The sequence below is a fragment of the Pantoea sp. NPDC088449 genome (assembly GCF_044753225.1).
In the GTDB taxonomy this organism is placed as follows: Bacteria; Pseudomonadota; Gammaproteobacteria; order Enterobacterales; family Enterobacteriaceae; genus Pantoea; species Pantoea floridensis.
In genome coordinates, this window is record NZ_JBIVMT010000007.1 from 26225 (window position 1) to 53066 (window position 26842).

Annotated in this window: 29 protein-coding genes; 19 read left to right on the forward strand and 10 right to left on the reverse strand. The window is 54.4% G+C overall.

Translation table 11 applies throughout. From position 1 onward, the window contains the following. Nucleotide 1 precedes the first annotated feature (1 nt). The 5 genes from cytR to rraA all read left to right on the forward strand — a co-directional run bounded on the left by cytR (nucleotide 2) and on the right by rraA (nucleotide 4700). Nucleotides 2-1039 (forward strand): DNA-binding transcriptional regulator CytR, encoded by a 1038-nt coding sequence (cytR, locus tag ACIP6T_RS22470; RefSeq protein WP_097095652.1) that lies wholly within the window; start codon nucleotides 2-4, stop codon nucleotides 1037-1039. 151 nt (nucleotides 1040-1190) lie between these two features. Further along, nucleotides 1191-2075 carry a cell division protein FtsN gene (gene ftsN / locus ACIP6T_RS22475; protein ID WP_400459044.1) on the forward strand — a complete coding sequence of 295 codons (885 nt, stop codon included), beginning with the start codon at nucleotides 1191-1193 and terminating at the stop codon, nucleotides 2073-2075. 105 nt (nucleotides 2076-2180) lie between these two features. Then, the gene (gene hslV, locus ACIP6T_RS22480; RefSeq protein WP_007885391.1) at nucleotides 2181-2711 is read left to right on the forward strand and encodes an ATP-dependent protease subunit HslV; all 531 of its coding nucleotides are present in this window, start codon (nucleotides 2181-2183) and stop codon (nucleotides 2709-2711) included. 11 nt (nucleotides 2712-2722) lie between these two features. After that, nucleotides 2723-4060, forward strand: coding sequence for an HslU--HslV peptidase ATPase subunit (hslU, locus tag ACIP6T_RS22485; protein ID WP_007885388.1), 1338 nt, complete (start codon nucleotides 2723-2725; stop codon nucleotides 4058-4060). Between the two features lie 154 nt (nucleotides 4061-4214). Continuing rightward, nucleotides 4215-4700, forward strand: a complete 486-nt coding sequence (gene rraA, locus ACIP6T_RS22490; protein WP_097095650.1) for a ribonuclease E activity regulator RraA — start codon at nucleotides 4215-4217, stop codon at nucleotides 4698-4700. A 50-nt stretch (nucleotides 4701-4750) separates the two neighbouring features. Here the strand turns inward: rraA and zapB are convergent, their stop codons facing one another. Further along, complete coding sequence (gene zapB / locus ACIP6T_RS22495; RefSeq protein WP_097095649.1) at nucleotides 4751-4990, reverse strand: cell division protein ZapB; 240 nt, start codon at nucleotides 4988-4990, stop codon at nucleotides 4751-4753. A gap of 420 nt (nucleotides 4991-5410) precedes the next feature. Between zapB and ACIP6T_RS22500 the strand changes: the two genes are divergently transcribed. The 3 genes from ACIP6T_RS22500 (at nucleotide 5411) to glpX (ending at nucleotide 8905) form a co-directional block, all read left to right on the forward strand. Next, nucleotides 5411-6259 (forward strand): MIP/aquaporin family protein, encoded by an 849-nt coding sequence (locus ACIP6T_RS22500; protein WP_097095648.1) that lies wholly within the window; start codon nucleotides 5411-5413, stop codon nucleotides 6257-6259. 30 nt (nucleotides 6260-6289) lie between these two features. After that, nucleotides 6290-7798 (forward strand): glycerol kinase GlpK, encoded by a 1509-nt coding sequence (gene glpK / locus ACIP6T_RS22505; protein WP_345827762.1) that lies wholly within the window; start codon nucleotides 6290-6292, stop codon nucleotides 7796-7798. Between the two features lie 96 nt (nucleotides 7799-7894). After that, nucleotides 7895-8905: a class II fructose-bisphosphatase gene (glpX, locus tag ACIP6T_RS22510; protein ID WP_400459050.1), complete on the forward strand. Its 1011-nt coding sequence runs from the start codon at nucleotides 7895-7897 to the stop codon at nucleotides 8903-8905. Here the strand turns inward: glpX and emrD are convergent. Continuing rightward, a complete protein-coding gene (gene emrD, locus ACIP6T_RS22515) occupies nucleotides 8895-10091 on the reverse strand; it encodes a multidrug efflux MFS transporter EmrD (protein WP_345827758.1) in 1197 nt (398 codons plus the stop codon). The genes glpX and emrD overlap by 11 nt on opposite strands. 420 nt (nucleotides 10092-10511) lie before the next feature. On the opposite strand from emrD, the gene fpr reads away from it, so the two are divergent. The 3 genes from fpr to tpiA all read left to right on the forward strand — a co-directional run bounded on the left by fpr (nucleotide 10512) and on the right by tpiA (nucleotide 12843). After that, nucleotides 10512-11258 (forward strand): ferredoxin--NADP(+) reductase, encoded by a 747-nt coding sequence (gene fpr / locus ACIP6T_RS22520; protein ID WP_345827757.1) that lies wholly within the window; start codon nucleotides 10512-10514, stop codon nucleotides 11256-11258. Nucleotides 11259-11364: 106 nt separating this feature from the next. Beyond that, nucleotides 11365-11955, forward strand: coding sequence for a YiiQ family protein (locus tag ACIP6T_RS22525; protein ID WP_097095644.1), 591 nt, complete (start codon nucleotides 11365-11367; stop codon nucleotides 11953-11955). Nucleotides 11956-12075: 120 nt separating this feature from the next. Further along, a complete protein-coding gene (tpiA, locus tag ACIP6T_RS22530) occupies nucleotides 12076-12843 on the forward strand; it encodes a triose-phosphate isomerase (RefSeq protein ID WP_008109693.1) in 768 nt (255 codons plus the stop codon). A gap of 70 nt (nucleotides 12844-12913) precedes the next feature. On the opposite strand, the gene ACIP6T_RS22535 is transcribed toward tpiA, so the two are convergent. From ACIP6T_RS22535 to ACIP6T_RS22565, 7 genes are all read right to left on the reverse strand, one after another. After that, nucleotides 12914-13666 carry a CDP-diacylglycerol diphosphatase gene (locus ACIP6T_RS22535; protein ID WP_097095643.1) on the reverse strand — a complete coding sequence of 251 codons (753 nt, stop codon included), beginning with the start codon at nucleotides 13664-13666 and terminating at the stop codon, nucleotides 12914-12916. 132 nt (nucleotides 13667-13798) lie between these two features. Then, nucleotides 13799-14788 carry a sulfate ABC transporter substrate-binding protein gene (locus ACIP6T_RS22540; protein WP_097095642.1) on the reverse strand — a complete coding sequence of 330 codons (990 nt, stop codon included), beginning with the start codon at nucleotides 14786-14788 and terminating at the stop codon, nucleotides 13799-13801. Nucleotides 14789-14934: 146 nt separating this feature from the next. Then, nucleotides 14935-15897, reverse strand: a complete 963-nt coding sequence (gene pfkA / locus ACIP6T_RS22545) for a 6-phosphofructokinase (RefSeq protein WP_097095641.1) — start codon at nucleotides 15895-15897, stop codon at nucleotides 14935-14937. Nucleotides 15898-16105: 208 nt separating this feature from the next. Beyond that, complete coding sequence (gene fieF / locus ACIP6T_RS22550; protein WP_345827754.1) at nucleotides 16106-17008, reverse strand: CDF family cation-efflux transporter FieF; 903 nt, start codon at nucleotides 17006-17008, stop codon at nucleotides 16106-16108. Nucleotides 17009-17294: 286 nt separating this feature from the next. Then, nucleotides 17295-17597: a TM2 domain-containing protein gene (locus ACIP6T_RS22555; protein WP_097095639.1), complete on the reverse strand. Its 303-nt coding sequence runs from the start codon at nucleotides 17595-17597 to the stop codon at nucleotides 17295-17297. Nucleotides 17598-17699: 102 nt separating this feature from the next. After that, entirely contained in the window at nucleotides 17700-17942 is a 243-nt protein-coding gene (locus ACIP6T_RS22560) for an ogr/Delta-like zinc finger family protein (protein WP_097095638.1), read from the reverse strand. A 60-nt stretch (nucleotides 17943-18002) separates the two neighbouring features. Next, entirely contained in the window at nucleotides 18003-19115 is a 1113-nt protein-coding gene (locus tag ACIP6T_RS22565) for a phage late control D family protein (RefSeq protein WP_400459057.1), read from the reverse strand. 147 nt (nucleotides 19116-19262) lie between these two features. On the opposite strand from ACIP6T_RS22565, the gene ACIP6T_RS22570 reads away from it, so the two are divergent. From ACIP6T_RS22570 to ACIP6T_RS22595, 6 genes are all read left to right on the forward strand, one after another. Next, nucleotides 19263-20453 carry a phage tail sheath subtilisin-like domain-containing protein gene (locus ACIP6T_RS22570; RefSeq protein WP_400459060.1) on the forward strand — a complete coding sequence of 397 codons (1191 nt, stop codon included), beginning with the start codon at nucleotides 19263-19265 and terminating at the stop codon, nucleotides 20451-20453. Between the two features lie 12 nt (nucleotides 20454-20465). Beyond that, the gene (locus ACIP6T_RS22575; RefSeq protein WP_400459063.1) at nucleotides 20466-20978 is read left to right on the forward strand and encodes a phage major tail tube protein; all 513 of its coding nucleotides are present in this window, start codon (nucleotides 20466-20468) and stop codon (nucleotides 20976-20978) included. Between the two features lie 62 nt (nucleotides 20979-21040). Further along, the gene (locus ACIP6T_RS22580) at nucleotides 21041-21337 is read left to right on the forward strand and encodes a phage tail assembly protein (protein WP_400459066.1); all 297 of its coding nucleotides are present in this window, start codon (nucleotides 21041-21043) and stop codon (nucleotides 21335-21337) included. A 32-nt stretch (nucleotides 21338-21369) separates the two neighbouring features. After that, nucleotides 21370-21486, forward strand: a complete 117-nt coding sequence (locus ACIP6T_RS22585) for a GpE family phage tail protein (protein WP_097097625.1) — start codon at nucleotides 21370-21372, stop codon at nucleotides 21484-21486. Continuing rightward, complete coding sequence (locus ACIP6T_RS22590; RefSeq protein ID WP_400459069.1) at nucleotides 21483-24608, forward strand: phage tail tape measure protein; 3126 nt, start codon at nucleotides 21483-21485, stop codon at nucleotides 24606-24608. Before ACIP6T_RS22585 ends, ACIP6T_RS22590 begins: the two co-directional genes overlap by 4 nt. 8 nt (nucleotides 24609-24616) lie before the next feature. Further along, nucleotides 24617-25054, forward strand: coding sequence for a phage tail protein (locus ACIP6T_RS22595; RefSeq protein WP_097095632.1), 438 nt, complete (start codon nucleotides 24617-24619; stop codon nucleotides 25052-25054). Between the two features lie 40 nt (nucleotides 25055-25094). On the opposite strand, the gene ACIP6T_RS22600 is transcribed toward ACIP6T_RS22595, so the two are convergent. Beyond that, on the reverse strand, nucleotides 25095-25667 hold the full coding sequence (locus ACIP6T_RS22600; protein ID WP_400459073.1) for a recombinase family protein: 573 nt from the start codon (nucleotides 25665-25667) through the stop codon (nucleotides 25095-25097). A 135-nt stretch (nucleotides 25668-25802) separates the two neighbouring features. Between ACIP6T_RS22600 and ACIP6T_RS22605 the strand changes: the two genes are divergently transcribed. Next, on the forward strand, nucleotides 25803-26240 hold the full coding sequence (locus ACIP6T_RS22605) for a phage tail protein (RefSeq protein WP_400459076.1): 438 nt from the start codon (nucleotides 25803-25805) through the stop codon (nucleotides 26238-26240). Further along, entirely contained in the window at nucleotides 26240-26839 is a 600-nt protein-coding gene (locus ACIP6T_RS22610; protein WP_400459079.1) for a tail fiber assembly protein, read from the forward strand. Before ACIP6T_RS22605 ends, ACIP6T_RS22610 begins: the two co-directional genes overlap by 1 nt. Nucleotides 26840-26842 lie beyond the last annotated feature (3 nt).

Here is a 26842-nt window from a genome sequence, read left to right on the forward strand (position 1 = left end):
GTTGGACCAGAAGCAATCCTCAACCGCCGCCACCATGAAAGATGTGGCTGAGAAAGCCGGTGTTTCTACCGCCACGGTTTCACGTGCGTTGATGAATCCAGAAAAAGTCTCTGCCGCTACCCGGCTCAAAGTCGAAAAAGCGGTGCTTGCCGTGGGCTATGCGCCGCACGGTTTGGCGCGCAACGCCAAACGCGGTGAAACGCAAACTATTCTGGTGATTGTGCCGGACATCTGCGATCCCTTTTTCAGTGAGATTATCCGCGGCGTAGAAGTGACCGCCGCGCAGGAAGGTTATCTGGTCCTGATTGGAGATTGTGCCCATCAAAATCAGCAGGAAAAAACCTTCCTGAATTTAATGCTGACGCGGCAAATCGACGGCATGGTGCTGCTGGGTTCACAGCTGCCGTTTGATGCAGGCATTGAAGATCAGCGCAATCTGCCGCCGATGGTGATGGGAAATGAATTTGCCCCAGAAATGGCGCTGCCAACGGTGCACATTGATAACCTGACGGCGGCATTTGAAGCCGTTAATCATCTCTTGCAGCTTGGTCATCGTCAAATCGCCTGCATCACCGGACCAGAACACGTTCCGCTCAGCCAGTATCGTTTGCAGGGCTACATTCAGGCGCTGCGCCGCAGTAGCATCGCCATCGATCCCACCATGATTGTGCACGGTGATTTCACCTTTGAAGCAGGCGCCAGCGCGCTGAAGCAGTTAATGAGCTTGCCGCAACCGCCAAAAGCCATCTTCTGCCATAGCGATTTGATGGCGCTGGGTGCCATGAACCAGGCGCGCAAACTTGGCATGCGCATTCCACAGGATTTGTCTGTGGTGGGTTTCGATGATATCGAGCTCGCACAATATTACGATCCACCCTTGACCACCGTCGCGCAGCCGCGCTTTGCTATTGGCCGCGAAGCGATGCTGCTATTACTCGATGAGCTGCAAGGGAAACGCGTGAATAATGGATCACGTCTGCTGGATGCGGAGCTGCGCGTACGCGGTAGTACCGCACCGGCGGCAAAACGCGAAAAATAGCGTAACGACCCCAGAATTTTCAGCCGATTCTGAAGGCAGACTGTGCTGGTCAAAGTTCCAGCCCTTGCGTAACATGGCGCATTCGTTGCCGGGCGATTAATCGCAATTTTTCACGCCCATTGGCATTTTTTTGAAGGGTATCAGAACGAAAGTGGCACAGAAAGATTATGTAGGCCGCGGGCGTTCAACAGGGACGCGTCGCAAAAAACCCGCCAGCCGCAGCAAGAAAAGCAAAGGCGGCTCCGGCACTTCAAAAATCATGATGATACTGGCTGTGGCCGTGCTGGTCACCTTTGCCGGTGGTTTATGGTTCATCTCGCACCATAAGAAAGAAGAGATTGAGGTTATTCCGAATCATAAAGCCAATGGTAACGGCCTGCCGCCGAAGCCGGAAGAGCGCTGGAAGTACATCAAAGAGCTGGAAAATCGTCAGATTACCGTTCCATCACCGACTGAGCCTTCGGCGGGTGGCGTACAATCACAAACTCAGCTAACCGATGAACAGCGCCAGCTACTGGATCAAATGCAGGCCGATATGCGCCAGCAGCCTACGCAGCTGAATGAAGTACCGTGGAATGAACAAACCCCGGCGCAGCGCCAGCAAACGCTGCAGCGTCAACAGGTACAGCAACAACAGCAGCAGGTGCAACAACGCCAGCAGCAACAGTTACAACAGCAGCAGCGCCAACAGCAGTTGCAGCAGCAACAGGCCGCGCGTCAGCAGCAGCAAGCTGCGCCGATCACGCGCGAGCCAACGCAACAGAGCAAGCCGCAGGAAACCGCCAGGGCGAAACCTGAAGAGAAAACCTCTTCGCAACGCTGGATGGTGCAGTGTGGTTCGTTCAAAGGCACCGATCAGGCGGAATCCGTGCGCGCCGGTCTGGCCTTTGAAGGATTTGAGAGCCGTATTACGACCGGCGGTGGCTGGAATCGCGTGGTGATCGGACCGTTTAAAGATCGCAGCAGCGCGGACAGCACGGTCAAACGCTTACACAGCTCCGGCCACGGAAGTTGTATTCCCCTCGCTTTACCTTAAATTCTTTAGGGGTTGAAACTCCCCAATCCTGCCCCATATCTGGTTGCATGATACTCCGCGCCGAGTGCGCGGAGTTCCTTTTCTACTGCAACAAGGGGTCTGCCCGTGACAACAATAGTAAGTGTACGACGCAACGGCCAGGTAGTGATTGGCGGTGATGGCCAGGCTACGCTCGGCAATACCGTAATGAAAGGCAATGTTAAAAAAGTCCGTCGTCTTTACAACGATAAAGTGATCGCTGGCTTTGCTGGCGGTACCGCAGATGCCTTCACCCTGTTTGAACTGTTTGAGCGCAAGCTGGAGATGCACCAGGGTCATTTGGTGAAAGCGGCGGTCGAACTGGCGAAAGATTGGCGTACCGATCGCATGCTGCGCCGCCTTGAAGCGCTGCTGGCGGTCGCTGACGAAAACGCCTCACTGATCATCAGCGGCAACGGCGACGTTATCCAGCCGGAAAATGACCTGATTGCGATTGGTTCTGGCGGGCCTTACGCTCAGGCAGCAGCACGCGCACTGCTGGAGAACACGGACATTGGTGCACAAGATATTGTGGAGAAGGCGCTGAACATCGCCGGCGATATCTGTATCTACACCAACCACAACATCAACATCGAAGCATTGCCGTCTAAGGCGTAAGGATCAAAATCATGTCCGAGATGACTCCACGCGAGATTGTCAGCGAGCTTAACCGCTTTATTATCGGCCAGGACGGCGCAAAAAAGGCGGTCGCCATCGCCCTGCGTAACCGCTGGCGCCGCATGCAGCTCGACGAAGAGCTGCGCCACGAAGTCACGCCGAAAAATATTCTGATGATTGGTCCTACTGGTGTGGGTAAAACCGAGATAGCGCGTCGCCTGGCTAAACTGGCTAACGCACCGTTTATTAAAGTAGAAGCGACCAAATTCACTGAAGTCGGTTATGTCGGTAAAGAAGTCGACTCTATTATTCGCGATCTGACCGACTCTGCCATCAAAATGGTGCGCAGCCAGGCGATTGAGAAGAACAAATACCGCGCCGAAGAGATGGCAGAAGAGCGCATCCTTGATGTGCTGATCCCACCGGCGAAAAATAACTGGGGCCAGGCTGAGCAAGCGGCTGAGCCCTCGGCAGCGCGTCAGTCTTTCCGCAAGAAATTGCGCGAAGGCCAGCTGGACGACAAAGAGATTGAAATCGATCTGGCCGCTTCCTCAGCCGGCGTTGAAATCATGGCGCCTCCTGGCATGGAAGAGATGACCAGCCAGCTGCAATCGATGTTCCAGAATCTCGGTGGCCAGAAGCAGAAGCCGCGTAAGCTGAAAATCAAAGAAGCGATGAAGCTGTTGATTGAAGAAGAAGCGGCCAAGCTGGTGAATCCGGAAGAGCTGAAGCAGGATGCCATTGATGCGGTTGAGCAGCACGGCATCGTGTTCATCGACGAAATCGATAAAATCTGTAAGCGCGGCGGTCAGAATGCCGGCGGTCCAGACGTTTCACGTGAAGGTGTGCAGCGCGATCTGCTGCCGCTGGTTGAAGGCTGCACCGTATCCACCAAGCACGGCATGGTGAAAACCGACCACATTCTGTTTATCGCATCCGGTGCGTTCCAGGTTGCCAGCCCTTCCGATCTGATTCCAGAGCTGCAGGGCCGTCTGCCGATCCGCGTTGAGCTGCAGGCGCTGACCGTCAACGACTTCGAACGTATCCTGACCGAACCGAACGCCTCGGTGACCGTACAGTACAAAGCGCTGATGGGTACTGAAGGGGTTAACATCGACTTTACCGATGATGCGGTGCGTCGTATTGCCGAAGCAGCGTGGCAGGTGAACGAAACCACTGAGAACATCGGTGCGCGTCGTCTGCATACCGTGCTGGAGCGTTTGATGGAAGATATCTCCTATGACGCCAGCGATCGTAACGGCGAGTCGATTACCATCGATGCCGAGTACGTTGGTAAGCATCTGGATGAGCTGGTAGCCGACGAAGATCTCAGCCGCTTCATTCTGTAAGCGTCGTCCCCGCTATTCCCGCCCGGCCACTGCGCCGGGCTTTTTATTACGCAGGATATTGATGCAGCGCTTTTTTTGGCGGTTGATGATTTTGCCAACAATCGCCAGATAGCGATATACTTAGCGCTCCTGTGGCAAACAGACGAAAACCCTCATGAAATACGATACATCTGAACTCTGTGACATCTACCACGAAGCTGTGAACGTTGTTGAACCGCTTTTTTCTAACTTTGGTGGGCGCAGCTCATTCGGTGGTCAAATCACCACAGTGAAATGTTTCGAAGACAACGGCTTACTCTACGATTTGCTGGAAGAGAATGGTCGGGGTCGCGTATTGCTGGTGGATGGCGGCGGCTCGGTACGTCGCGCACTGGTCGATGCTCAGCTGGCGACTCTGGCAGCGCAAAATGAGTGGGAAGGCATTGTGATTTACGGTTCGGTGCGTCAGGTTGATGACCTGGAAGAGCTGGAAATCGGCATTCAGGCGATTGCGGCAATTCCGGTGGGAGCAGCGGGTGAAGGCATTGGCGAGAGTGACGTACGCGTTAACTTTGGCGGCGTAACCTTCTTCTCTGGCGATCATCTGTATGCCGATAATACCGGCATTATCCTGTCTGAAGACGCGCTCGACATCGAGTAAACCGCAACAAAAACGGGTGCCGCGGCACCCGTTGGTTTAAGCGATAACGCTTAAACTTCTTCCATTTTTCCCAGCAGTGCCCGCAGACGATCCTGCCAGACGTGCTGCTCTTCTTTCAGATGCTGATTTTCACGTACCAGCGCATCCTGGTTACCTGAAGCCTGGCTGACTTCGTTTTTCAGGTTATTGTTTTGCTCTTTCAGCTCTTCAATTTCCATCTGCAGCAGAGTGATGGTATCAATCGCCTGCTGTACTTTCGCTTCCAGTTTCTCGAATACTTCAAATGACATCTTTCTGACCTCTCCTAAATCTTGCAAGGCGTTGATGGGGCTGGTGCATGCCTTATTATGGTGCGCTCAGCCACGATGACTCGATTGTATGTAGCCAAACCCAGCAAGTCCAGCGGCACAAGGCCTGCGAGGGCAGTCTGTAACACTTTTCAGTCAATGCCTAAAAAAATGCGCATCTTCGCGCATTTGTGTGGGCGATCACCTAAAGATCTTTCCGCCAGATAGGGTGAATGGGCCTTAAAGAAACGCAAAAGACGCGAAAACGCGCATTTTTATGACGCAGTACACAATTTTCAATTTCGCTATTTCTCGTTTATGCTCGTTAACGATAAATTCACATCAACCCTACATTAAAAGCTGGGCGACTCATGGATGAGAACAAAAACTGATAAAATTTAACCTCGCTTCAGGAATGCCATTATGAGTCAAACAACTAACACACTAACAGGTCAGTGCATCGCCGAATTTATTGGCACCGGTTTGATCATCTTTTTTGGTGCAGGCTGCGTTGCCGCACTGAAATTGGCCGGTGCTGCGTTCGGTCAGTGGGAAATTTGTATTATCTGGGGTTTAGCAGTATCCATGGCGGTCTATCTGAGCGCCGGTGTCTCAGGCGGGCATCTTAACCCAGCCGTCACCATCGCGCTGTGCCTGTTCGCAAACTTTGAAGGTCGTAAAGTTGTCCCGTACATCCTGGCGCAGGTTGCCGGCGCCTTCTGCGCTGCCGCGTTGGTTTACGGTCTTTACTACAATTTGTTCGTGGATTTTGAAACCAGCCACCAGATGGTACGCGGTAGCGTCGAAAGCCTCGATTTGGCCGGTATCTTCTCTACCTATCCGAACCCGCACATCAGTGTTGGTCAGGCCTTCCTGGTGGAGATGGTGATTACTGCAGTACTGATGGGCGTGATTATGGCGCTCACCGATGACGGCAACGGTGTTCCACGTGGTCCGCTGGCCCCACTGTTGATTGGTCTGCTGGTGGCCATTATCGGTGGTGCCATGGGTCCACTGACCGGCTTCGCACTGAATCCAGCGCGTGACTTCGGTCCGAAACTGTTCGCCTTCTTCGCCGGCTGGGGCAACGTCGCGTTCACCGGTGGCAAAGATATTCCTTACTTCCTGGTTCCGATTTTTGGCCCGCTGATCGGTGCCTGCCTCGGAGCCTTCGGTTATCGCTCACTGATTGGTCGTCACCTGCCAGTTAACGTTGCGGAAGCCAGCACAGCAGAAAAACCGGTTGCACGCGCTCAGCAGCGTAAAGCCTAAGTTTCATTGATACATCATCAGGAAAGCACAATGACTACTGATAAAAAATATATCGTTGCACTCGATCAGGGCACAACCAGCTCACGCGCCGTGGTGCTCGATCATGATGCCAACATCGTTGCGGTTTCCCAGCGCGAATTTACTCAGATCTACCCGAAGGCGGGTTGGGTTGAACATGATCCAATGGATATCTGGGCGTCACAAAGTTCAACGCTGGTGGAAGTGCTGGCCCATGCGGACATTAACTCTGACCAGATCGCGGCAATCGGTATCACCAACCAGCGTGAAACCGCCATCGTGTGGGATAAAGAGAGCGGCAAACCTGTCTACAACGCCATCGTTTGGCAGGATCCACGCACCGCCGATTACTGTAACAAGCTGAAGAAAGAGGGTCTGGAAGAGTACATCCAGCACACCACCGGTTTGGTGATCAACCCTTACTTCTCTGGCACCAAAGTGAAGTGGATTCTCGATAACGTTGAAGGCGCACGTGAGCGTGCTAAACGCGGCGAGCTACTATTTGGTACCGTTGATACCTGGCTTATCTGGAAAATGACGCAAGGGCGCGTGCACGTTACCGATCACACCAACGCCTCGCGTACCATGATGTACAACATCCACAAGCTGGAGTGGGATGAGCGCATGCTGGAGATCCTCGATATCCCGCGTGAAATGCTGCCAGAAGTGAAAGGTTCTTCAGAAGTGTACGGCCAGACTAACATTGGTGGTAAGGGCGGTACGCGTATTCCTATCGCCGGTATCGCCGGTGACCAGCAGGCGGCGCTGTATGGCCAGCTGTGTGTACAACCGGGTATGGCGAAAAATACCTACGGCACCGGTTGCTTCATGTTGATGAACACCGGTACTGAAGCGGTAACGTCAACACACGGTCTGCTGACCACCATCGCCTGCGGTCCGCGCGGTGAAGTGAACTATGCGCTGGAAGGTGCGGTGTTTATTGGTGGTGCGTCAATTCAGTGGCTGCGTGATGAAATGAAGCTGATCAGCGATTCGACAGACTCTGAATACTTTGCGCTGAAAGTGAAGGACACCAACGGTGTTTACATGGTGCCCGCCTTCACCGGTTTGGGTGCGCCTTATTGGGACCCGTATGCACGCGGTGCAATCTTCGGTCTGACGCGTGGTGCCAACGCCAACCACATCATTCGCGCCACGCTGGAATCGATTGCTTACCAGACGCGTGACGTGCTGGAAGCGATGCAAAACGATGCCGGCACCCGCCTGCAATCGTTGCGCGTGGATGGCGGTGCGGTTGCCAACAACTTCCTGATGCAGTTCCAGTCAGACATTCTCGGCACGCGCGTTGAGCGTCCGGAAGTGCGTGAAGTGACTGCGCTGGGTGCGGCTTATCTTGCTGGCCTGGCGGTCGGCTTCTGGGGCGATCTGGAAGAAGTGCGTGCTAAAGCGGTGATTGAACGCGAGTTCCGTCCAAGCATCGAAACCACCGAACGTAACGTGCGTTACGCCGGTTGGAAGAAAGCCGTTGCCCGTGCGAAAGCATGGGAAGATGAAGAGTAAAATCCTGCTGACCCGCGGCGCCCTGCCGCGGGTTTTTCCCCCGTCAATCTTCCCCGCTGTGGTAAACTGCCCGCCTGTTTTTTGTCAGGTGCAACCATGAAACGAGAACTCGCGATTGAATTTTCCCGCGTGACCGAAGCCGCCGCTCTGGCGGGCTATCACTGGTTAGGACGCGGCGATAAAAATGCGGCCGACGGCGCAGCCGTTCATGCCATGCGCATTATGCTCAACACTATTGATATCGACGGCCAGATTGTGATTGGCGAAGGCGAAATCGACGAAGCGCCGATGCTGTACATCGGTGAGAAAGTCGGTACCGGTCGCGGCGACGCGGTGGATATCGCCGTTGATCCCATTGAAGGCACGCGCATGACGGCAATGGGCCAGGCCAACGCGCTGGCGGTGCTGGCGGTGGGCGATAAAGGCAGCTTCCTGCACGCACCTGATATGTACATGGAGAAACTGATTGTCGGGCCTGGCGCACGCGGCGCCATCGACCTCAATCTGCCGCTCGATATCAATCTGAAAAATATCGCGCTGGCGCTCGGCAAACCACTTAGCCAATTAACCGTTTCGATTCTGGCTAAACCGCGTCACGATGCGGTGATTGCTCAGCTACAGCAGCTCGGCGTGCGCGTGTTCACCTTCCCGGATGGGGATGTTGCAGCCTCGATCCTCACCTGTATGCCGGATAGCGAAGTGGATGTGATGTACGGCATCGGCGGCGCGCCAGAAGGCGTGGTATCAGCGGCGGTCATTCGTGCAATGGATGGCGATATGCAGGCGCGCCTGCTGGCGCGGCACGTGGTAAAAGGCGACAGCGAAGAGAATCGCCGCTTGGGTGAAAATGAACTGCAACGCTGCGCCGAAATGGGCATTGAAGCGGATCAGGTGCTGAAGCTGGATCAGATGGCGCGTAACGATAACGTGATCTTCGCCGCCACCGGCATCACCACCGGCGATTTGCTGAAAGGCATCACGCGTAACGGCAACATCGCCACCAGCGAAACCCTGCTGGTACGCGGCAAATCGCGCACCATTCGCCGCATCCAGTCAATCCACTATCTGGACCGCAAAGACGCGGCGCTGCATCAATTTATCCTGTAATCGCCTGCTTGCCGCTCTCCGGATGACGCGAGAGCGGCCACCAGCACAGCAGCATCACCAGCGATGTCACAAACATCAGCATGCCGAGGCTGGATTGATCGTGCTGCGGCAGCAGAGCTGACAGCCACGCAACCACGCCAGAACCGAGGTTCTGCAAGCCACCAATCAATGCACCGGCACTGCCCGCCAGCCACGCGTACGGCTCCATCGCCCCCGACGTTGCCAACGGGAACAACATGCCCGCGCCAAAGAAGAACAGCGCAGCTGGCACCAGCAGCGTCCAGATATTCATCACGCCAAACCAGGCGGGAACCCACATCAATAAACCCGCCAGCAGGCAGCTGTTCACGCCGTACCACATCAGCGTGTGCCAGGATTTCTGCTCGCGTCCGGCAAACCACGCCCCAAAGAATGCCGCCGGAATCGGCAGGATAAACAGGACGCTGACGGTCAAACCATCCAGCCCCAATACGCCGCCCATCAGCACGCCGCAGCTGGCTTCGAATACCGCGATGCCCGCCAGCGCGCCAATCAGCAGCAGCAGATAACGCACGAAGTTGCCGTCGCTGAGCAACGTGGCATAACGCTTCAGGAACGGCGTTGCAGGCGTATCCACTGGACGGGTTTCCGGCAGCCAGCGCGCCATCGACGCGGTAACGCCGAGGCATAGCAGCAGCAGGAAGGCGAAACAGGCGTGCCAGCCAAACAGATGCGTCAGCAGCGCGCCAATCACCGGCGCCAGCAGCGGGCTAACCAGAATGCCCATATTGAGTAAGCTGTTCGCCTGGCGCAGTGCGATGCCAGAGTAAAGGTCACGCGGCATGGTACGCGCCATCACGCCCGCCACGCCGGTACCTAAACCTTGCACTGCGCTGCCCACGACCAGAATATCCAGCGAGGGCGCGAACATGGCGATCAACGCACCGCTAGCAAAGATCGTCATGCCGATAAGGATCACCGGACGTCGGCCAACGCTGTCCGAAAGTGGACCATAGATCAGCTGCGATCCGCCGTAGGTCATCAGATAGGCGGCCATCACCTGCTGAATGGCGCCGCTGTGCACATTGAGCGTCTCAGCCATATTGGCCATCGCCGGAACATAGATGGTTTGCGCCATCTGCCCCACCGCCACCAGCACGATCAGCATGAATAATAGAAAGCGATTTTGCGTTTTACTTATCAACATGGAACAAAATGTCTGCCTGAGAAACAAAGAATAAGCAGCACAAAACAGGCCGCTTCGGATTGATGGCGGCAAAAATATCAGGATTCAGTGACAAATCGAGAGGCGCCGGTAAAGCTGTAGTGTCTTAAGCCGTCAAGGTTGACGTCCAGATTGTAAACCGGCCGCTACAGTTGCTGATCTGTGCGCTGCGTTTGTCGCTAAGAGCCCTTTGCTGGACGCGAGGGTGGTAATCCGTGAGGTCAATAGCGATCATATAGCCTAAATAATTCGAGTTGCAGGAAGGCGGCAAGTGTGTGAATCCCCGGGAGCTTACATGAGTAAGTGACTGGGGTGAGCACACGTAGCCATCGCAGCTGCACCAAGAGTAGGCCCCATGAGGGGGCTTGAAGTATGACGGGTAATCAACACTAAGGAGCCAACATGGCAGAGTGGATCAATGCTGAAGTGAAAGAAGTAAAAAACTGGACCGATGCACTGTTCAGTCTGCGCGTCGAAGCGCCCATTGATACCTTTACCGCAGGTCAGTTTGCCAAGCTGGCACTGGAAATTGACGGCGAGCGCGTGCAGCGCGCCTACTCTTACGTCAACGCACCGCAGGATCCGCTGCTGGAGTTTTATCTGGTCACCGTGCCGGAAGGCAAACTGAGTCCACGTTTGCAGGCATTGCAGCCCGGCGAACAGGTGATGATTACCAAAGAAGCCGCCGGGTTCTTTGTGCTCGACGAAATTCCTGACTGCCAAACGCTGTGGATGCTGGCGACCGGCACGGCGATCGGTCCCTATTTATCGATTCTGCAACAGGGCGAAGATCTGGAACGCTTTGAGAACATTGTGCTGGTACACGCCGCGCGCTTCGCCGATGACCTGAGCTTTCTGCCCTTAATGCAGCAGCTGCAGCAGCGTTATCAGGGAAAACTGCATATCCAAACGGTGGTGAGCCGCGAAGAGATCGCCGGTTCGCTGCACGGTCGTGTACCGCAACTGATTGAGAGCGGCGAACTGGAGCGTGCGGTCGGCCTGCCGCTCACCGCAGAAACCAGCCATGTGATGCTGTGCGGAAATCCGCAAATGGTGCGCGATACCCAACAGTTGCTGAAAGATACCCGTGAGATGCGTAAGCATTTCAAACGCAAACCCGGCCATATGACCAGCGAGCATTACTGGTGATACGTGCGAGGCGAAGAATGTCAGATTTTTCCCAATGTGGGTTTTGACTTTCCCCGGTAAAAACCGTTCTAATCGTGGGCTAAGTGAATGATTTAGGGCCGAAGCAATGAACAACCTGCCAGTCGCGCTGCTGCTTGGCCTCGCACTGACATTTCCCGCCTGGGCGGAGGATGCACCTGCATTGGATCGTAGCGATCATCTGCCTGCTGCGCCCTATCTGCTCGCGGGTGCGCCGACGTTCGATATGACCGTTGCGCAGTTTCGTGAAAAGTACAATGCCGCCAATCCCAATGAACCGCTGCAGGAATATCGCGCCATTGATAATCGCGGCGATAAAAGCAATCTGACGCGTGCTGCCAGCAAAATCAGCGAAACGCTGTACGCGTCTACGGCTTTGGAACAAGGCACCGGCAAGATCAAAACCTTGCAAATCACCTGGCTGCCCGTTCCTGGCCCCGATATGAAAGCCGCGCAGGCGCGCGCCATGGATTATATGACCGCCCTACTGCGCTTCTTCATCCCTGGCTTGTCGGCCGAGGATGGGCGCAAAAAGCTCGATTCTCTGCTGAGCGCGGGTAAAGGTGCACGTTATTTTTCCCGCACCGAAGGCGCACTGCGTTTCGTGGTCGCGGACAACGGCGACAAGGGTTTAACCTTCGCCGTTGAGCCGATAAAACTGGCGCTCGCGACACCCTGATCACACCGGCAAAAATGACGAAAAGCAAAGCCAGCAACCCATTTCATCTCTATACTGTCTCGCAGACATCGCTGCCCGATGGCAGCGCTATTTCATGAATCGCGTTATGCGGAGGAAAGAATGCGACATCCACTGGTTATGGGTAACTGGAAACTGAACGGTAGCAAGCAGATCACTAAAGAGCTGATTGAAGGCCTGCGCAAAGAGCTGTCTGGTGTTGATGGTTGTGGCGTAGCGATTGCCCCGCCGGCTATCTATCTGGACCTGGCGAAACACGCCATTTCCGGTAGCCACATCGCTCTGGGTGCTCAGAACGTCGACGTGAATCTGTCTGGCGCATTCACTGGCGAAACGTCTGCAGACATGCTGAAAGACGTCGGCGCGAAATACATCATCATCGGCCACTCTGAGCGCCGCACCTACCATAAAGAAAGCGACGAGTTCATCGCGAAGAAATTTGCCGTGGTGAAAGAAGCTGGCCTGGTGCCGGTTCTATGCATCGGTGAAACCGACGCAGAAAACGAAGCAGGCAAAACTGAAGAAGTGTGCGCACGTCAGATCGATGCCGTGCTGGAAACGCAGGGCGCAGCAGCGTTCGAAGGCGCAGTCATCGCTTACGAGCCAGTTTGGGCCATCGGTACCGGTAAATCCGCTACCCCAGCGCAGGCTCAGGCCGTGCACAAATTCATTCGTGACCACATCGCGAAGAAGGATGCCGCTATCGCACAGCAAGTGATCATTCAGTACGGCGGTTCAGTGAACGATAAAAATGCCGCTGAGCTGTTCACCCAGCCCGATATCGATGGCGCTCTGGTTGGCGGTGCATCTCTGAAAGCGGATGCTTTCGCCGTGATCGTGAAAGCCGCAGCAGCAGCGAAAAACGCATAATCTTTCGTTGTTGATGCAGAAAAGGCGGCTGATTAGCCGCCTTTTTTATGGGTCGCCCTCAATGCCGCCCCTACAAGATCCTGCATTGATGATCCTGCAACTCTTCTGCTGAACCGCGGTTCAACTTCAACCAGTTACGTTCCAGTGCCAGCAGCGCTAAGCGCCCATCCGGCAGTTGCGCCAGCGCCATGCCATATTTGCCCATTTCCCTACGTGCGTTAGGCACTTCATCCGCCAGACGAATAAAAGCACTTTGTTGCGCCAACTCCGCCGTAGAAAGCGTTCGCACCCAATAGCGATGTTTCAGCAGCGTTTCGTTCTGCCACTGCGCATTAAGTCTTGGTGCCAGTGTATCCAGCTGCTGACGGACATCCGGTCGCAGGCAGGAAATATGAATATGCAGCTGATTCTGCGTGCGCCCATATTGCGCATTGATCGCCAGCGACAGCGCGCTGTCAGCAATGGGTGCGCCGCGCTTCTGCGCGAGCAAAACACGCTGTTGCCAGGCATCGGCAAACAGATTCGGCGTTGCGGGATTGAGAATGATGGGGCTTTCCATGCCGGTGATTTTTTCTATCGGCATCAGCAGATACTGCAATGGACCATTGAGATCTTTCAGCGTGACGTAACCCTGGGCGGTATTCACCTGTTGGCAAGGCGCAGGTTTGCCGCTGGCTGCCATATTCGGCACGCATTTCTCGCTAATGATCTGCCATAAGGCATCGCTGTTTTTTTGTAGGTGAAGAGCACCGCCGATCAGTCCAACAATCAACAGCACCAATAATGCGGTAAGCAACTTCAGGGTACGATGACTGCCCTGCATAGCCCGATTCCTCTGTTCATCATCTGCCAGCATCCTCGCCTGGCAGATGATGAAAGTCACGGACTAATCCTCAGCGCCTGTCTTCAGACATAAAAAAACGGCCAGCATTATCGCTGGCCGTTTTTGGATTTGTTAAGGCTTCATCACCTGGTCGTAACTGCCGCCATCGGCGAAATGGGTTTTCTGGGCTTGCGTCCAGCCACCAAACTTGCTGTCGATCGTGAACAGTTTCACCGGCGCGAATTTATCAGCAAACTTCTTTGCCACCGCTGCATCACGCGGACGGTAGAAATTCTCGGCGGCGATGGTCTGGCCTTCTGGTGAATAGAGATACTTGAGATAGTCTTCAGCCACTTTACGCGTGCCTTGCTCATCTACCACTTTATCCACCACGGAAACCGTCGGTTCAGCCAGGATCGATTCGCTTGGCGTGACGATTTCAAACTTGTCTTTGCCCAGTTTATTGACCGCCAGATACGCTTCGTTCTCCCACGCAATCAGCACGTCGCCGATACCGCGCTCAACGAAGGTATTGGTCGCACCACGTGCGCCAGAATCCTGTACTTCAACGTTCTTAAACAGCGACTTCACGTAAGCCTGCGCTTTGGCCTGATCGCCATGGTTCTGATCCAGCGCCCAACCCCATGCAGCCAGATAGTTCCAGCGTGCCCCACCCGAGGTTTTCGGGTTTGGTGTGATAACGGAAACGCCCGGTTTGATCAGATCTGGCCAATCATGAATGCCCTTCGGGTTGCCTTTGCGGACCAGGAACACGATGGTTGAGGTGTAAGGGGCGGAGTTATCCGGCAGGCGTTTGATCCAATCTTTATTAATACGACCACGGTCAGCAATAGCATCCACATCGGATTGCAGCGCCAGCGTAACCACATCAGCACGAATGCCATTGATCACGGAAGTCGCTTGTTTACCTGAACCACCGTGCGACTGGCGAATCACCACGTTGTCGCCGGTTTCCTGCTTGTAGTGTGCGCTAAACGCTTTGTTGTACTGTTCGTACAGCTCACGGGTAGGATCGTATGAGACGTTTAACAGCTGAATATCCTTTGCCAGAACACTGGTTGAGGCCAGTAACAAGGTGACACCAATACTCCACTTATTCATTGCTTGCTCTCCCGAGGTCGTTATAGAACAAGACTGACACAAAGTTATCCACGGATTAAAGAATTAAAAATAAGCTGTTATAACCGGACGGTATATGAGCAGGCATAAAAAAGGCGCGATTTACGTCGCGCCTTAATGCTGAAGAATCAGTAGAGTTTTTTCGCGGTATCCAGCCAGTCGCGTTTGAATGGACGCTTCATGTTTTCAATTGCGTCGATGATATCGTGATGCACCATCTTTTCGTTCTGAATACCCACGCAACGACCGCCGTAACCCTGCAACAGCAGTTCAATAGAGTATGAACCCATGCGGGACGCCAGGATGCGGTCATACGCGCAAGGCGCACCGCCGCGCTGGATGTGGCCAAGCACGGTGGCGCGGGTTTCGCGTTTGGTTTCTGCTTCGATGAAGTGCGCAAGATCGTCGATGTCACAGATGTGCTCGGTGATCGCGACGATGGCGTGCTTTTTACCTTTGGCAATGCCAGCCTTGATTTCGGCAACCAGCTCTTCACGGGTATACGGAATTTCCGGCAGAACAATGAACTCACAGCCACCCGCGATGGCCGCCGCCAGCGTCAAATCGCCGCAATAGCGACCCATCACTTCCACGATAGAGATACGCTGGTGGGAAGAAGAGGTATCACGCAGACGGTCAATCGCTTCCACCACGGTTTCCAGCGCAGTGAAGTAGCCGATGGTGTAATCAGTGCCCGCTACATCATTATCAATGGTGCCCGGTAAGCCGATGCACGGGAAACCCATTTCGGTCAGGCGCTTAGCCCCCATGTAGGAACCATCACCGCCGATAACCACCAGCGCATCAATGCCGCGCTTTTTCATGTTATCGATCGCGGTCTGACGTACTTCGTCATTACGGAACTCTGGGAAACGTGCGGAGCCAAGGAAGGTGCCGCCGCGGTTGATCATGTCAGACACGCTGTAGCGGTCGAGATTGATCATGCGATCTTCATACAAGCCCAGATAGCCGTCGTAAACACCAAAAACTTCCAGTCCTTCACTCAGCGCGGAACGTACAACTCCGCGAATGGCTGCGTTCATGCCTGGGGCGTCACCGCCGCTGGTCAGTACTCCGATTTTTTTGATCATGACAACCTCTGGATTGTTCAAAACTAAGGATTATTCCTGTCATGTGCCCGGCGTAGACCAGCTCGCGATCGCATGACTTAATAGTTGCAGAATAGTATATCAAAGGCCTGAAGCTGAATTGATTCAGGTCAGACAACTTTTCGCTAATTTTTTACAGAGTTGTTAGCGCTACGTCACTTTTTTTGTGTAATCGCATGATTTTAAAACGCTAACCTTGAAAAAATCCGTGTTGGTTTCCTGGCACAACAGAACAGGGATCTTGATGGATAATCACATCCGAGCCGGGAAACTTCTTCAGTAATGCTTGCTCAATTTCATCGGCTACCTGATGCGCTTGCACCAGAGGTAGCTGATCTTCCATCTCCAGATGCAATTGAATAAAACGCGTGGGGCCAGATTGCCGCGTGCGTAGAGCATGGGCACCACGAACCCCAGGCCAGCCGGTCACTACGTGAATAATCTCCAGCGTTTCATGCTCTGGCAAGGCACGATCTAATAGCGCCTGTACCGCATCATACCCCATCCGCAACGCGTTATAGAGAATGTAAATGCCGATGCCGAGCGCAAACAAAGCATCCGCCCGCACAAAACCATAGCTGCTTAAGCCGAGAGCCACCAGGATTGCGCCGTTCATTACGACATCCGATTGATAGTGCAGCATGTCAGCACGAATCGCCTGACTCCGCGTGCGCCGCACCACCCACCGTTGAAAGGCCACCAGAACCAGGGTTGAAAACAGTGCCACCACCGTCACCACAATACCTACCAGCGGCGCGTTTAAGGTCGCTGGTGATGCCAAATGCTGAATGCCCGTCAGGAAAAGAAATAGCGCTGAGCCAGAAATAAACATGCTCTGCGCCAGTGCTGCCAGCGACTCTGCTTTACCGTGACCAAAGGTATGATCGTCATCGGCCGGCTGGAGCGAATAGCGCACCACCAGCAAGTTAGTCAGGGATGCCGCAATATCCACCAAAGAATCCACCAATGCCGCCAACATACTGACCGAACCGGTATGCCACCAGGCAAAAATTTTAACAATCAGCAGCAACGTTGCCAGCGTAGTTGCCGCCACAGCGGCCCGGTTAACTAATTTTGCATAGGAAGAATCCATGCTTTGCCTCGCCAGATGGCCCACACCCAAAATGCAGCCTGATGGTCTCAAGATGGCTAAAGTTTATCACTGGAAGGAATATGCTGTGAAAAATCAATATTAAGATAAGAGCGTGAGGAGAAAATAACAGGCAAAAAAAACCCCCGCATCATGCGGGGGAAGACAGGGATGGTGTCCATTTAATTATTATATTTACCTGAAATAAAAGGATTTATTTCTCGCAGTGTCCACCTATTGACCACATCATAAAAAACCCCGCTTATCTGGCGGGGTTTGCTTTAGCTAATTAGCCATACTTTCTGGCGAAGTCTTCGTCAGAAGAGCACAGGTATAGAATGAATTCGACAAAGGCAATAATTGCTGGAATAAACGTCCAGCAGAAAATGAGATAAAGCAGCCCCTGACCAACTCGACCTAAATAAAATTTATGAACTCCAAACCCTCCAAGGAAAAATGCCAGCAGCGCTGCTGCAATACGGCTCTTATTTCCCTGTGTTTGAGTTGATTGAGTTGCACCGCAGTGTGGGCAAGCCTTTGCAGACTCGTGAATTTCCTTACCGCAACCACGGCAAAAAACCATTCCAGACATAATCACTCCATAATTAATTTGTTTTAAGTCATCCGATTATCGGCAGGCATGCGCCAAACCTTTACTCAAAAAAAACGCCCCTCTTAAGGGGCTGGGTTTACTTCAAAGAGTCAAACTCAACTGGTTTTCACCGTAGTTAGAACGCGGAAAAGCACCTGCGGGAATAATGTGTGCCTTGGCGGAAGGGGTTACATTGTTCAGGTAATTTTCTACGCTCTCCAGAGTAGTGAATGACTGCCCGCACAGCATGTTCGTGCACTGGTGATAGCTGCGACGTGTTTCTCTGCTGAGCATCAGGCTGGTACGGGTTCTTGCGGCGGCGTTACACTTTGGGCAGGTGAACATAAGACCTCACCACTTCTGATTAAACTCGCCGCATAGTTTAGGAGATGTCTGATTTATAATCTATTCAGAATTTTCATCAGACTGCTCAGCGTCCCAGTCAGTAATCCGCACTTCCAGCTCCAGCCCGGTAATAAAGCCGTTTTCATCGATAGTGTTATTCACCCGTTTAATCACCCAGTCAGCGGCATCAATCGTAGGTTTAAAGCCTGACACGTTGGCGTGCAGCTCGGGAAACAGATCCGCGCGCCCGCGTGCCAGGGTGATATTAAATTCCGCCGCTCCGCGCTGAAGCTCATTCCATTTTGCCGCAGCTGCGCGCCGGGCAGCCCGTTCGGTTTTATACGTCTGGCGCATCACGAACACGTTACCTTCAGCACCCTCAACATAGTCACCCTCTTTCTTGCTGGAAGCGGGCGCGGTCTGCACCTTTTTCTTTTTCCGCCGGCGCTTAACCGTGGTGGGCTTTTTCTTTCCGAAATTGAGATCAAGCCAGTAAGCCTGCACGCCGGTATAAGCATCCCTGTCCGCCACACGGAATGAATGACTGTCACCGCTGGCACGGGTAATGGTAATGGCCGGCAGCACGCGCCCGCTGGCAGATACCCCCTTACCCGGCACGATAAATAAAAGCGCACCGTTTTTTACAGTGGCAACCGCGCCCAGCATCTGCGCCATGCGCGTGAGAAAACTGATATCTGATTCACTGGTCTGGTCAGCGTGGTCAATAGCAATATCCTTGAGTGTCACGCTCACCGCAGGCTTCAGCCCATATCGCCCAGCAATGGCGGATACCACATCGCTAACGCTTACGTTGTGCCAGCTGTACTCACGCTTAACGTTAAAATCATCGCGAAAATCCGCGCTGCGTGCCGTGACTATCAGCCGGTCAGGCGGCCCCTGATGCGACACCTCATCAACGACAAATTCCCCTTTGCTGACCAGCGCCTGACCCTGCCAGCCAAAAGCTACTGATACCTTTGCGCCACGCGCCGGCATCGATACCAGACCGTCAGAATCATCAATGGTCAGCTCAATGCGATCAGCCTCAAACCCACGGTTATCGGTGTGCGTCAGCGACATCAGACGCGCATCAAGATTCGCGGATACTGCGCCATCAATCGTCAGCCGGTAAGCAGGTCGCGGCGTTAAATCGTCATCCAGAATATTCAGCATAATTTCCCCCTGTCGCATCCTCCCGCGTGCGCGAGAGTTACGCCAGCCAGCACCGGTTGTAAGGGGTATGTGACAACCGCCTGCGCGTGAAATCAGGGGGGCAGAAGTTGATGATTAATTCACTCATCAACGAGAGGCAATGAGACCATGAGCGACACTTATCACCACGGCGTGAAGACGACGGAAACCACCGACCTCAGCACGCTAATCCGTGATATCGACACATCAGCCATTGGTGTGGTCTGTATCGCGGATGACGCAGACGCGACAACGTTCCCGCTTAACACGCCGGTTCTTGTTACCCGCGTGAGCAGCGTACTCGGCAAAGCCGGAAAAAAAGGCACGCTGTATACCACCCTGAAAGCCATTTCTGACCAGGCGAGCCCGAAGGTTATCGTTATCCGCGTGCCGGATGCGACAACCTATGTGCCGGCTGATGGCGAAGCTGCACCTACGCAGGAACAGCTGATCATCGGCGGTGTTAACGCTGCTGGTCGCTATGAAGGCCTGTTTGCGCTGCTTTCTGCACCGGCAAGTGTTGGCGAAACGCCGCGCGTGCTGGCCGTTCCGGGACTGGATTCCGAAGCGGTTGCTGCGCAGCTTGGCGTGATTGCGGAAAAGCTCCGCGCGTTCGCCTATGTCAGCGCTTACAACTGCAACACCATCGCCGAAGCAAAAGCCTATCGCGAGACGTTTGCGCAGCGCGAACTGATGATCATCTGGCCGTCATTCATCGCTTACAACTCTGCGAGCGCCAAAAACGAAACCATTCCCGCCACCGCATACGCTATCGGCCTGCGCGCAAAAATTGACGCTGAGCAGGGCTGGCACAAAACCATTTCTAACGTGGTTGTGAATAACGTGCTGGGTATTTCCGCTGACGTGTACTGGTCGCTTCAGGGCACGGACACGGATGCAGACGAACTTAACAGCAACGGTATCACCACGCTGATTAAGCGCGGCGGGTTCCGCTTCTGGGGTTCGCGCACCTGTGACGCCGAAACCTACACGTTTGAAAGCTATACCCGCACCGCGCAGATCATGGCCGACATGATTGCTGAAGCGCACTTTAGCTATATCGATAAGCCGCTGACGCCATCACTGGTGAAAGACATTATCGACGGCATTAATCAGAAGGGCTCCGCGCTGGTCACGGCGGGTCGCCTTCTCGGCTTCAGCTGCTGGTATGACAAAAACGATAACGCTACGGGCGATCTGCGCGATGGCAAGCTGAAGATTCGCTACAAATACACGCCGGTTCCACCGCTTGAGCAGCTGGGTCTGGTTCAGGAATTCACCGATGAATACTTTGCGGTATTCGATCAGCTTGCGGCGTAACGGGAGCCATCAATGTCATTACCCAAAAAGCTATTTCTGTTTAATACCTACCTGAACGGCCTGAGCTTTCTCGGACAGGCGGAAGAGCTGACCACACCCAAGCTCACCCGCAAGACGGAGGAATATCAGGGCGGCGGCATGGTCGGCGCTGCGTCTGTATTCCTGGGCTTCGAAGCCGGCGCACTGGATATGGAACTCACCATGGGCGGCCTATCAACCGAGATGCTGAAAACATACGGTGCAAACATTGACGGGACACAGCTGCGTTTTGCTGGCTCCTATGCCGATGACGCCACCGGTGAAACTGTCGCCTGTGAAATTCAGACGCGCGGACGCGTGACTGAAATGGACTGGGGATCAGCCAAGCAGGGTGATAACACTCAGCACAAATACACGCTGAAAAACACCTACTGCAAGATCACCGTAGGCGGCGATGAATTGTTTGAAATCGACCTGCTCAACATGATCTGGAAGGTTGACGGCACTGACATGCTGGCTGAGCACCGCGCCAATATTGGCCTCTGATTTACCCCTGTTTAATTAACTCACCGGCGGCACTGCTGCCGGTCAAAAAAAGGATATCTGCCATGGGCAAGGTTGTTCTGATTACCCCGATTATCCGCAAAAGCGGCGATGTTAAAGAAATCTCTGTCACCGAAACCATGAAACATGCGGGCTCGCTGCGCGGCCTGAAGCTGTATGACGTGATGATGAGTGACGTTGACTCCCTCATTAAGCTGCTGCCACGCGTGACCAGCCCGGCGCTGACTGAAGCCGAAGTGACCATGATGGACGTACGCGACTTTGGTGCTCTGGCGAAAGAGGTTGCTGATTTTTTAGCGCCGTCCTCGGAGACGAACACGACCGAAGCGGCAGACGCGTAATTAAGTGCCCGGCGGTTCTGACCGATGAACTGATCGCAGATATCGCCGTTATCTTTCACTGGCCACCGTCCGCATTTGATGCCATGCCTGTGAATGAGCTTATGGAATGGCATTCGCGTGCGGTAGCCCGTAGCGGAAGCGAAGAATGACAGACCGTAACCTAAATATCCGCGTTGCCTTTGGCGCGGTAAACAAACTTACCAGCCCGGCCAGCGCTGCGCAGAAAAGCGCGGCTGCGCTGGCCTCCCAGATTCGTGACACTCAATCCTCACTGAAAGGCATGGAGCGCAACGCTTCAAGCTTTGACCGCCTGTCCCGCGCCGCGCAGAAGACCACACAACAGCTGGCTGAAGCCAAGAACAAAGCTAAAGAGCTGCGTGACAGCTACGGCCCAGCCAAACAGCGCACCGATGAACAGACCGCCGCACTCAAGCAGCAATCTGAAGCCATTCGCCAGCTGACGCGTGCGCAGAATGAAGAGCAGGCAAAGCTGGGCGCCCTCAGTTCTTCCATGGTTCGCCATGGCATCGTGCTGAAAACGGGTGCCAGCGCCACCGATCAAATCAGCCGTCGAACGGGTGAGTACAACCGACAGCTTTCCGAGCAGCAGCGCCGCCTGGCTGCGGTCAGCCGTGCCCAGGCTAATTACGATCGCGCCAAAGAGCGCCGCGACAGCCTGACCGGTGGCGGCATTAAAGCCATCGCCGCCGGCACAGTGGCTATTGCGCCTGAAGTCAAAGTGCTGATGAATTACGCCAGCATGGAAGACGCCATGAAGGATGTCGCCAAACAGGTTAATGACCTGCGGGACGGCAACGGCCAGCGCACGGCTCAATATTACGATCTACAAAATTCCATCAAAGCAGCGAGTGAACAGCTCCCCCTGCAAAACGGTGCTGAAGACTATGCAGCCCTGGTTGCCGGAGGCGCACGCATGGGCGTTTCCAATGGTGACGATCCGTGGGCTAAGCAGAAAGCCGACCTGATGAGCTTTGCCACAACCGCAGCCATGGCGGCAACTTCGTTTGACCTGCCCGCCGGCGAGCTGGCGGAAAATCTCGGTAAAATTGCCGGGCTTTATAAGATCCCTACGCAGGACATTGAGCAGCTCGGCGATGCGCTCAACTACCTGGACGACAACGCCAAGTCTAAGGGTTCTGAGATTATCGATGTGCTTCAGCGCGTAGGTGGCATTGCCGATAAACTGAATTACCGTCAGGCAGCCGCGTTAGGCTCCACACTTCTTACATTGGGCTCACCGCCAGAAATTGCCGCCAGTGCAACCAATGCTATGGTGCGCGAACTTTCAATTGCCACCACTCAAAGTCAGAACTTCATGGCTGGCCTAAATGAAATTGGCCTGAGTGCGGAAAAGATTCAGAAAGCGATGCCGCTTGATGCCATGGGAACAATCATCACTGTTCTTCAGGCAACAAAAAAACTCGCCCCAGATAAGCAGACATCCGTTCTCACTCAAATTTTCGGCAAAGAATTTGGTGATGATGCAGCCAAACTTGCTAACAACCTTGATGAACTTTATCGCCAGCTTGGGCTAGTTAAAGGCGAAGCTTCCAAAGGTTCAATGCGCCGCGAGTCTGATATCAATAAAGACTCGGTTTCAGCGCAGTACCTGATCGCTAAAGCGGCAATGAATAACAGCTTTAGCAGCCTGGGGGAAACCTTGCGCGGCCCCGCACTGGGCATCATCAATTACGTTACCAAAGTCACTCAAAGCTTCCGCGCGTGGGTTGAAGCCAATCCCGCGGTGGTCGCTGCACTCATGAAAACGGCGGCGATCATTGGCATCATCATTGCCACTCTCGGCGCTCTTGCGCTGGCAGTGGGCTCTGTCATCGTGCCGATTGCGGCGATGCGACTCAGCCTGACGCTGCTTAGCGGTGCCGGAGGATTCAGCGGGCTTGCTAAACTTGCCGGCGGCGCATTCCGCTTTATGTCTGGCGGCTTCACTGGCCTCGCGACAATGGCACGCGGATCACTCAGCCTCATCAGTGGTGGATTCAGCGGATTGGGTGCCGTGGTTAAAGCATCCGTCACCGCGATGGCCGGCGACTTTTCCGGCTTCGCCGCGATTGGGCGCGGTGCGATCAGCCTCCTGAGCGGTGGCTTTACCATACTGCTTAGCCCCATCGGCCTGATTGCTGCCGCTATCGTGGGCGCTGGCCTGCTCATCTGGAAATACTGGGAGCCTATCAAAGCCTTCTTTGGCGGCTTCTTTGATGGCCTGCTGGCCGGGCTTGCGCCGGTGCGACAGTCATTCGCGGCGCTGGCCCCGATTTTTGACGGCATCGGCACCGCGATTTCCGGCGTATGGGGCTGGTTCAAAAGCCTGTTTGAACCGGTCAACACGTCAGCCGAAACCCTGAAAAAATGCACCGAAGCCGGCCAGACGTTTGGCGTGGTTGTGGGCACGGCAGTTTCCGGCGTGCTCAGTGTGATCCTGAAGGTGGCGGAAGGCATCGGCTGGCTTCTGAAAAAACTAGGCGCCATTCCTGAAGCGGCCAACGCTGCCCAGGAGGTAGCCAACACGATGAACGCTGTCGCGCCTGCTCAGCCGAAAGCGCCAGTGGTTTACGTGTGGGACGCCAAGCAAAAAAAGATGGTCGCGCAGGAGTGGAAGCCAGAGCCACCGCCGGCAATCATTTCAGCAGGCCAGTCTGCACCGCAAAACGGCCCTACTCTTACGCCGCCGGTTAAGCCGCCTATCCCCGCACCGGCCACGCCACCGGGTGCCGTAATTGCGCCGCCTCCCGGCAAGGTCACTTACGATTCACTGAAAGGCATCAATCCCGGCAAAAAGAAAAAGAGCGCAGCCGACAGCGCTACGGAAGTCAGTGCAGCCGCACGAGATCCCAACAAGCTCGGTGACATCGTCTTTAAAGACCATCCGCCGGTGATGCCGGTTGTGGGTGACTGGCGGGAGCCGACAGTAAACGCCAGCGCATCGAGCATGGCCGGAATTACCCAGCGCGTAGGCGATATGGTGCGCGGCATTGCGACATGGCCAACACGGGCACTTTCAGCCGCGATGCCCGTTCCGATCACACCTGCAGCAAGGTCAAAACCGGGCGGCTTTAACTCTGCAGCCATCAGCGCGGCAGCTGGCGGCGATGTCTTCAACCTGACCATGAATTTTTACGAAAGCGCTAAGATGGATGAAAAGAGCCTGGCAACAACCCTCCGCCGCGAGCTGGATAACCTGCTGCGCGAACGTGACAACCGCCGCCGCTCCCAGCTGCGTGACAGAGAATAGGTGATTTTATGATGATGATTTATGGCATGTTCGTTTTCATGCGCCAGACCGCGCCTTATCAGTCGCTGGAACAGCAGACCGAATTCCGCCACGTTAAAAATGACCGGGTCGGTAAATCGGCAAAATGGCAGTACATCGGGGCGGGGGAGGATACGATCACGCTCACCGGTACGCTGTACCCTGAAATTACCGGCGGTGATGTTTCACTCGCCGCACTTCGTACGATGGCATATGGCGGCAAAGCATGGCCCCTGATAGAAGGAACCGGCACAATTTACGGCATGTTCGCTATTACCAGCATCCGGGAGAACCGCACGGAATTTATGCAAGACGGCAAAGCACAGAAAATTGAATTTACGCTGACGCTGAAAAAGCAGAGCGAGGATATTCGTGAAGGGCTGGGAAGCATAACGATCAGTGACGTATTGTCGATGGTGAATCCCTGATAAAATAAAGCCCGCTACCTACGGGCTTTTATCATTCTCACTACATACTTTGAAGCTCTCGCCGCCGAGCTGCTGGAATGTACTTGTAAAGTGTTTTAACTGAAACATCTAAAACCAGTGCAACCTGATGCAATGTTGCTCCCTTTACCAGCATTCTTTCCGCCCTGGCAATTACTTCTTCAGTCATTACTCTTTTTCTGCCGCCAATACGCCCTTTTAAGCGCGCCGCAGCCAATCCGGCGCGCGTTCTCTCAACAATCAATTCGCGCTCCATTTCAGCAAGCGCGCCCATGACGTGGAAAAAGAATCGCCCCATGGGCGTGATGGTATCAATGCTATCGGTCAGGCTGCGAAAGTTAACGCCTCGTGCGCGCAACTCCTCGGTAAGCATAACCAGATGCTGCATACTGCGCCCCAGCCGGTCAAGCTTCCACACAACGAGAGTGTCTCCCTGCCCGAGCGTGTGCAGCGCCTTTTTGAGTCCCGGTCTGTCACGGGATTTCCCGCTAATTTTATCCTCCAGAATCAGGTCGCAATTTGCGCTCTTCAGCGCGTTACGCTGTAAATCCGTATTCTGTTCATTTGTTGACACCCTGATATAGCCAATAAGCATGGACTCATCCCGTTAAAAGCCTCGAAGTGTGCCAGCGGGCCGCCAATCAGTACCAGGAGTATCTTTCTCAAAAACCTTGGTTTGGGCGAAGGTGCACCCATTATCGGATCGCCGTTCCCGTGGCCGCACGCCAAAATGCCCAATGAGCTGTTTCCATCAATGGCCGGCATGGTCTTTCTGAAAAGTAACGGGGCCAGTTTCAGCGACACTCTTTACCCGAAACTGGCGCTGGCTTATCCGGGGCTGAAGCTCGCCGATCTGCGTGGTGAATTTATTCGCGGATGGGATGATGGACGCGGCGTAGACGCCGGACGGGCGCTGCTGTCTGCGCAAGCCGATGCACTGCAACGCCTGACAGGCACGCTTGAATCAGGCAACGGGATCGGCATCATGACCGCCCCCCATGCGTCCACAAATGGCGTTTTCAGTGAAGGGCCGTCACGCACATATGCGCTGACAAAAACAGGCGGGGAGGCATTTGCAGTGACATTCGATTCGGCAGGCGTTGCGCGCTCAGCTGCAGAAACCCGTCCCCGTAACGTGGCGTTTAGTTTTATTGTGAGGGCTGCATAATGACTGAAATTAAAACAACAGCGCTGGATGAAAACGGGCTAGCTAAGATGGCCGGCATGCTCACAGTCTACAGTTTCGAGTCTGATACAGGCATTTTCACAGGTGCTTCCGACGAATATCTGCCCGCAGGGGTAGGTCTGCCTGCTTATGCCTGTGCTGCTGCGCCGCCCATTGCCGGAAAAGGATTCGTTGCAGTGAACCGCAATGGCCTTTGGTTTACCGAAGCAGATCACCGTGGGGAGACAGTTTATTCAGTTGCAGACGGCGCGGCGATGCTAATTGAAGTGGTGGGCGATTATCCTGAAGCCACTACGTCACTGAAACCGGTAACGCCCTGGGATAAATGGGACGGTGAAAAGTGGGTGACCAATCCGGCGGAAGAGAAAGCGGCAGACATCAAAGAGGCACAGGAACGGCAGGCCGCACTGATCGCAGAAGCGAACGCCATTACGCAGGCATGGCAAACCCAGTTGCGATTAGACATGATCACCGATACGGATAAATCTTCACTCGTGGCATGGATGAAATACGTGCAGGACGTGCAGGCGGTGAAGACGGAGGAAGCGCCGGCCCTCTCATGGCCGCAGAAACCTCAGTAACAA

What these genes read in the sequence shown, in the direction of transcription:
- hslU (WP_007885388.1), top strand. Translation starts at nt 2,723, where the DNA reads ATGTCCGAGATGACTCCACGCGAGATTGTCAGCGAGCTTAACCGCTTT.
- rraA (WP_097095650.1), top strand. Translation starts at nt 4,215, where the DNA reads ATGAAATACGATACATCTGAACTCTGTGACATCTACCACGAAGCTGTG.
- zapB (WP_097095649.1), bottom strand. Translation starts at nt 4,990, where the DNA reads ATGTCATTTGAAGTATTCGAGAAACTGGAAGCGAAAGTACAGCAGGCG.
- ACIP6T_RS22500 (WP_097095648.1), top strand. Translation starts at nt 5,411, where the DNA reads ATGAGTCAAACAACTAACACACTAACAGGTCAGTGCATCGCCGAATTT.
- glpK (WP_345827762.1), top strand. Translation starts at nt 6,290, where the DNA reads ATGACTACTGATAAAAAATATATCGTTGCACTCGATCAGGGCACAACC.
- glpX (WP_400459050.1), top strand. Translation starts at nt 7,895, where the DNA reads ATGAAACGAGAACTCGCGATTGAATTTTCCCGCGTGACCGAAGCCGCC.
- emrD (WP_345827758.1), bottom strand. Translation starts at nt 10,091, where the DNA reads ATGTTGATAAGTAAAACGCAAAATCGCTTTCTATTATTCATGCTGATC.
- fpr (WP_345827757.1), top strand. Translation starts at nt 10,512, where the DNA reads ATGGCAGAGTGGATCAATGCTGAAGTGAAAGAAGTAAAAAACTGGACC.
- ACIP6T_RS22525 (WP_097095644.1), top strand. Translation starts at nt 11,365, where the DNA reads ATGAACAACCTGCCAGTCGCGCTGCTGCTTGGCCTCGCACTGACATTT.
- tpiA (WP_008109693.1), top strand. Translation starts at nt 12,076, where the DNA reads ATGCGACATCCACTGGTTATGGGTAACTGGAAACTGAACGGTAGCAAG.
- ACIP6T_RS22535 (WP_097095643.1), bottom strand. Translation starts at nt 13,666, where the DNA reads ATGCAGGGCAGTCATCGTACCCTGAAGTTGCTTACCGCATTATTGGTG.
- ACIP6T_RS22540 (WP_097095642.1), bottom strand. Translation starts at nt 14,788, where the DNA reads ATGAATAAGTGGAGTATTGGTGTCACCTTGTTACTGGCCTCAACCAGT.
- pfkA (WP_097095641.1), bottom strand. Translation starts at nt 15,897, where the DNA reads ATGATCAAAAAAATCGGAGTACTGACCAGCGGCGGTGACGCCCCAGGC.
- fieF (WP_345827754.1), bottom strand. Translation starts at nt 17,008, where the DNA reads ATGGATTCTTCCTATGCAAAATTAGTTAACCGGGCCGCTGTGGCGGCA.
- ACIP6T_RS22555 (WP_097095639.1), bottom strand. Translation starts at nt 17,597, where the DNA reads ATGTCTGGAATGGTTTTTTGCCGTGGTTGCGGTAAGGAAATTCACGAG.
- ACIP6T_RS22560 (WP_097095638.1), bottom strand. Translation starts at nt 17,942, where the DNA reads ATGTTCACCTGCCCAAAGTGTAACGCCGCCGCAAGAACCCGTACCAGC.
- ACIP6T_RS22565 (WP_400459057.1), bottom strand. Translation starts at nt 19,115, where the DNA reads ATGCTGAATATTCTGGATGACGATTTAACGCCGCGACCTGCTTACCGG.
- ACIP6T_RS22570 (WP_400459060.1), top strand. Translation starts at nt 19,263, where the DNA reads ATGAGCGACACTTATCACCACGGCGTGAAGACGACGGAAACCACCGAC.
- ACIP6T_RS22575 (WP_400459063.1), top strand. Translation starts at nt 20,466, where the DNA reads ATGTCATTACCCAAAAAGCTATTTCTGTTTAATACCTACCTGAACGGC.
- ACIP6T_RS22580 (WP_400459066.1), top strand. Translation starts at nt 21,041, where the DNA reads ATGGGCAAGGTTGTTCTGATTACCCCGATTATCCGCAAAAGCGGCGAT.
- ACIP6T_RS22590 (WP_400459069.1), top strand. Translation starts at nt 21,483, where the DNA reads ATGACAGACCGTAACCTAAATATCCGCGTTGCCTTTGGCGCGGTAAAC.
- ACIP6T_RS22595 (WP_097095632.1), top strand. Translation starts at nt 24,617, where the DNA reads ATGATGATGATTTATGGCATGTTCGTTTTCATGCGCCAGACCGCGCCT.
- ACIP6T_RS22600 (WP_400459073.1), bottom strand. Translation starts at nt 25,667, where the DNA reads ATGCTTATTGGCTATATCAGGGTGTCAACAAATGAACAGAATACGGAT.
- ACIP6T_RS22605 (WP_400459076.1), top strand. Translation starts at nt 25,803, where the DNA reads ATGCCCAATGAGCTGTTTCCATCAATGGCCGGCATGGTCTTTCTGAAA.
- ACIP6T_RS22610 (WP_400459079.1), top strand. Translation starts at nt 26,240, where the DNA reads ATGACTGAAATTAAAACAACAGCGCTGGATGAAAACGGGCTAGCTAAG.